The 5,130-nt window shown below is 54.9% G+C and carries 5 protein-coding genes; all 5 read left to right on the top strand.

Features of this window, described 5'->3' with window-relative positions:
* Nucleotides 1-162 precede the first annotated feature (162 nt).
* Nucleotides 163-870, top strand: coding sequence for a DUF1080 domain-containing protein (locus ACF8AM_RS01650; RefSeq protein WP_392553963.1), 708 nt, complete (start codon nt 163-165; stop codon nt 868-870).
* 309 nt (nt 871-1,179) lie between these two features.
* Nucleotides 1,180-1,494 carry a 50S ribosomal protein L21 gene (gene rplU / locus ACF8AM_RS01645; RefSeq protein ID WP_392553960.1) on the top strand — a complete coding sequence of 105 codons (315 nt, stop codon included), beginning with the start codon at nt 1,180-1,182 and terminating at the stop codon, nt 1,492-1,494.
* A gap of 71 nt (nt 1,495-1,565) precedes the next feature.
* The gene (locus ACF8AM_RS01640; protein ID WP_392553962.1) at nt 1,566-2,615 is read left to right on the top strand and encodes a serine/threonine protein kinase; all 1,050 of its coding nucleotides are present in this window, start codon (nt 1,566-1,568) and stop codon (nt 2,613-2,615) included.
* Nucleotides 2,616-2,922: 307 nt separating this feature from the next.
* Nucleotides 2,923-3,588, top strand: coding sequence for an FKBP-type peptidyl-prolyl cis-trans isomerase (locus tag ACF8AM_RS01635; protein ID WP_392553961.1), 666 nt, complete (start codon nt 2,923-2,925; stop codon nt 3,586-3,588).
* A gap of 109 nt (nt 3,589-3,697) precedes the next feature.
* Nucleotides 3,698-4,972: a PQQ-dependent sugar dehydrogenase gene (locus ACF8AM_RS01630; RefSeq protein ID WP_392553959.1), complete on the top strand. Its 1,275-nt coding sequence runs from the start codon at nt 3,698-3,700 to the stop codon at nt 4,970-4,972.
* Nucleotides 4,973-5,130: the final 158 nt, after the last annotated feature.

Genomic DNA, 5,130 nt, shown 5'->3' with positions numbered 1-5,130 from the left:
CTTCCGAGGTGATTGTTCGCCCCGGTACCTGCCCCGTCCGACCCTCCAAGTCCACAGAGTTCGATCATGCGGCTCGTTTCAGATTTTTTCAGCTCGTTCTCGTTTCTTCAACGAAACACCATGCCATCTTGGTTGCTGGCGTCAGCCATCGCCGGCGGTTGCATGATCGGAGATCCATCCGCTTCGGATCTGCATGCAGAGGAACCCACGCAAGCGAGCTCGAAAGTATCCGTCCAAATTTTTGACACCAATGCCCCCGGTTGGCGGCAACTGAGTGGCGATGACTTTGTGCGAGTCAACGGAGACGACCAGACACTGACTTGGGAAGGCACAGAGGCTCTTGGCAGCGGCCAGCCCATTGGGGTCACGCGAACCAAGTTCGAAGTCAAAAACTTTGAATTGGTCATTCAGTGGATGCACCTCAAGCCGGCAGGCAATTCCGGGGTGTTCGCTTGGGTGCCCATGTCAGCACTGACCGACCTGCCACCCAATCGGCTTCCCAACACCGGCATCGAAGTCCAAATGTTGGACCTGGACTACGGCCGCAAGTACACCGAATCGACCGGAAAACCACCGACTTGGTTCACCAGTCACGGCGACATCTTCGCGGTTGGAAAATCATCGATGCAGCCATTTCCACCGCTTTCGCCCGATGGACATCGAAGTTTCCCGTCGGCCGAAACCACCCGGCCACATGGCGAATGGAACCAGTATTACGTCCGCGGCATCAACGGCGAGATCCGATTGTGGGTCAACGGGGTGGAGGTTTCAGGCGGCCGAAGTTGCTCGCCCAGTGAAGGCTATTTGTGCTTGGAATCCGAAGGCAGCCCGATCCGATTCCGCGAAATTTGGCTGCGTGAGCTTCCCTGAGCACCGATTTAGAAACCATTCGGGATCAAAAAAGGTAGCGGAAGGGCGCGAGCCCTCCGGTGACACATCGGGCGGCTCGCACCGTTCCGCTATAACCGGCACTTGATTCCGAACGGTTCCTTGACACCAACAATTGTGAGACCGGGCGATATTTCGCTCAACCGAGCTGTTTCCAAGCGTCGATCAACAGGATTCGGTCGCATTCAAAAAATCAGCCCTGTTAAATGAGCGACTCAGTCGCTATCCTTCGCGATTCGAAAATCCGACCTCCAGGTCAATTCCCACTTCACCCCGAACCTTTTTCCCGCCATGTATGCCATCTTTGTCGACGGTGGACGCCAATACCGAGTCGAACCAGGAATGGAACTCGACGTCGATTACCGTGACATCGCTGCAGGAGAAAACCTGAAATTTGAAACCGTTTTGGCCGTTGGTGCTGATGACGGGCTAAAATTGGGTGCTCCGACTCTGGACGGTGTTTCGGTCAGTGCATCGGTATTGGGCATGTCCCAAGACAAAAAGATCTACATTCAAAAATTCCGTCGCCGCAAGCACAGCAAAAAGCGAACGGGACACCGCCAAAAGAACACCCGCATCCGAATCGAAGAAATCGCGGGCGTATGACGCTTTCCTGATCGGTTGGTTCGATGCCCCACCTTCGCCTGAATGATTTTGAACTGGGCGCGGTTCTTGGAGTGGGCACGGTCGGCACGGTTTACGACGGGAAAGTTCGCGACGATATCGAAGTTCATCCTGCCGCGGACGCCATTCGCGGCCAGGATTTGGCCATCAAAAAGCTCCACCCGGCCGTCTCACAAGACGACCTGATCCAAGCCCGCTTTCGCCGCGAAATGCTGATTTTGGAGCGTTTGCAGCACCCCAACATCATTGGGTACTTCGGCGGCGGTTCCGAAGACGGTCAATTGTTCTATGTGATGGAACGCGTTGACGGCGGAACCATCAAGGACCTGCTGGAAACCAACGGGGCACTCGCTTGGCAAGTGGTGGTCGATGTGGCTCGGCAAGTTTGCTCCGCTCTTCAGTGCGCCCACAACCACGGCGTGATCCACCGTGATCTGAAACCAGGCAACCTGTTTCTCACACGCGACGCACTGGTGAAATTGGGTGACTTTGGGATCGCTCGTGACCAGCATTCGTCGGATCTGACGTCTCAGGGTTTGACGGTCGGCACCCACGCTTACATGGCACCCGAACAGATCACTGGGGATGAAGCCATTAGCGGAAAAGCGGATTTGTATGCCCTGGGCTGCGTGCTGTTTGAAATGCTGGCCAATCGAAAAGTGTTTGCCGGTGAGAACTTCGCCCAACTGTTTGAACAGCATTTGCGAACGAAAGCGCCCAGCATCGCATCATTGGTGCCGGATGTGCCTCCGGAACTCAGCCAAGTCATTGCCGAATGCTTGGAGAAAAAGCCCGACGATCGACCCTTCAATGCTCGATCCGTCCAAGGGGTGATGTTTGAAATCGGTGAGAAATACGATCTGTCGGCCCAACCCGATCAGGCGGCAACGGGGATGACCCACTCTCACGTTGAAAATCATCATGCCGATGTGAGTGCGGACAGCGTGACAGAAAAAGGCCGGCGATTGCTCGAAGAGCAAATCCATTTCCGCTTGGGTGGGACCAATCGCGAGCCTGTCAGCATGAAGAAGATCGTCTTCCTCGTGATTGCGATCGTCGTCCTCGTTGTCTTGGCGGTCTCTCTATCGGGTGGTTCGCAGTGATGCAGCGGGTTTGAATTCGGGGCACTCAGGCGGATGAGCGGCCGGTTCCGGCATCACCGATGCCGGACATGCTGCGTGAGCCGCGGAATGACGTAAAAAACGCTGCTTCAGACACGTGGATCGCCCCCACTTCAGCCGGGAATGAAGTATTCTGCCACGACTGGTATCTTGAATGCAGGTAGCACGAAGTCTCGAAGGTTGTCGGCAATTGTCTGCCCACAACGCGTCTGCTTGCCTCCCTCTTAGGACATTACCGATGCCCCGTCTCTCCCGCCTGCTTCCCACCCTCTGTTTGGCCACCATTGTCATGACCTCCCCCGGCAACGCTCAAGAAAATTCAGCGGCCAAGGTCGATGACCAAGTCGGCTACTTCCTCGGATTCACTGTTGGCAGTTCTTTCGTTCAACAAGGGTTCCAATCCTCTGACTTCACCGTCGAAGGAATGAACCAAGGTTTGCAAGATGCTTTGTCGCAAAAAGACCCTGCGTTGACCGACGAACAATTGCAAGAAATCCAAGGCAAGATTCAGGCCATGATGCAAAAGCGTCAGGCTGAAAAGATGGCCGAGCTTCAAAAACAAGGCGTGCTGAACAAAGAAAAGAGCGAATTGTGGCTCAAGCAAAACGCCAAAGCCGAAGGCATCAAAGAGCTTGAGGGTGGACTGCAATATAAAGTGATCAAAGAAGGCGAAGGTGCCTCCCCATCCGCCGAAGACACGGTCGCCGTTCACTACACCGGCAAACTGACCAATGGCGAAGTCTTTGACAGTTCGGTCGAACGTGGCCAACCAGCCAAGTTCCCGGTCGGTCGCGTCATCCAAGGGTGGCAACTGGCACTTCAAAAGATGAAGGTTGGTTCGAAATGGATGCTCTACATTCCACCAGAATTGGCTTACGGCGAAAACGGTTCGCCACCCAAAATTGGCCCCAACGAAGTGTTGGTCTTCGAAGTCGAGTTGCTTGAAATTTTGTAAGTCGCCTCGGCGGTTCCAACTCAACTGAATGTTCCTAGACGCTCGTCATTTGACGAGCGTCTTTTTTGCTATCTCCACCTGTCTCGTTCGTTCTCGCGAAAGTTTCCTCATGAAGAAATCTTGGATTCAACCACTGCTACTCAGCGGGGCCGCAACGGCTTGCTTGGCCACGCCAAATGCGATCGCTGAATCGCCGGATGCCGTCGTCAAACCATCACCCACCACCATCAATCTGGCAGAGCCTCCTGCGTCTCTCGACGTCACACCGATGCCGGTCGAAGCCGTGGAAGCCTACCCGAATCTTCGCATCAGTCGGCCTGTGATTATCACCGGTGCGGGCGATGGCAGCGGACGTTTGTTCGTCGCCAGTCAGACTGGTGAAGTGTATGTATTCGACGAAAGTGACAGCGAAGTCTCTGAGCCCGAGTTGTTCGCCGACTTCAGCGATCTGGTCACGTACAAGGATCGCGAAAACGAAGAGGGTTTCTTGGGAATGGCGTTCCATCCCAAGTTCAAAGACAACGGCCTGTTCTATGCGTATTACACCACGTCGGACAAGCCACACGTTTCTGTCTTGACCGAATTCAGCACGGTCAAAGGCAGCAACAATCAAAAGGGGGATCCTTCGTCTGCTCGCGAATTGATGCGGATCGAGCAACCGTTTTGGAACCACAATGGTGGCACGGTGACGTTTGGACCGGACGGTTTCCTGTACATCGCGTTGGGCGATGGTGGGAAAGCCAATGACCCGCTGCAATCGGCTCAAGACCCGAGTCAATTGCTTGGTTCGATCATGCGGATCGATGTCGACACACGCGATGGCGACAAGCCGTACGGCATTCCCAAGGACAACCCTTATGTCGGTCAATCCGATGCTCGTCCGGAGATCTACGCGATCGGTATTCGCAACATTTGGCGGATGGCGTTTGATCCCAAAACCGACGTGTTGTGGGCAGCCGATGTGGGTCAAAACGAATGGGAAGAAATCAACCAGATCCGCCTCGGTGGGAACTACGGATGGAGCCTACGAGAAGCCAATCACAAGTTCACGCTCAATGGCAACGGTTCTGACGCTCGTCCTGATCTGATCGATCCGTTGGTCGAGTATCCTCATACCGATGATTGGGGCAAATCGGTCACGGGTGGAGCCGTCTACCGCGGAACTCAAACACCGATGCTCGATGGTTATTACCTTTATGGCGACTATGTCACCGGAAAAGTTTGGGCGTTGAAATACGACGCAAAGACATCGACGGTCACCGAGAACCGGCCGATCTCATCGACCGGGTTTCCCGTCTTCACGTTCGGCCAAACGGACTCAGGCGAAGTCCTGATGAGCACCATGATGGCCGGCGGACGAATCTACAAATTCGTCGCCAAGTGAGCCGCGTCACCTCGTGATCTGTCACAGCTAAAAGTGAGGGTTGATCGTAGTGGGGGGGGGGCCCCGGGGGCGGGGGTTTAGCCCCGGAATGAAACGGCGCCACCTGCCCAACCCCACCAAAAATGGAAAACCACCACTGTTTTGTGGGGGGGGGGGAC

Origin of the sequence: Rhodopirellula sp. JB055 (assembly GCF_043100905.1) — a bacterium.
In the GTDB taxonomy this organism is placed as follows: Bacteria; Planctomycetota; Planctomycetia; order Pirellulales; family Pirellulaceae; genus Rhodopirellula.
The sequence above is the reverse complement of the archived record's forward strand: the minus strand, read 5'-3'. Positions and strand labels throughout refer to the sequence as shown.

What these genes read in the sequence shown, in the direction of transcription:
- rplU (WP_392553960.1), top strand. Translation starts at nt 1,180, where the DNA reads ATGTATGCCATCTTTGTCGACGGTGGACGCCAATACCGAGTCGAACCA.
- ACF8AM_RS01635 (WP_392553961.1), top strand. Translation starts at nt 2,923, where the DNA reads ATGACCTCCCCCGGCAACGCTCAAGAAAATTCAGCGGCCAAGGTCGAT.
- ACF8AM_RS01650 (WP_392553963.1), top strand. Translation starts at nt 163, where the DNA reads ATGATCGGAGATCCATCCGCTTCGGATCTGCATGCAGAGGAACCCACG.
- ACF8AM_RS01630 (WP_392553959.1), top strand. Translation starts at nt 3,698, where the DNA reads ATGAAGAAATCTTGGATTCAACCACTGCTACTCAGCGGGGCCGCAACG.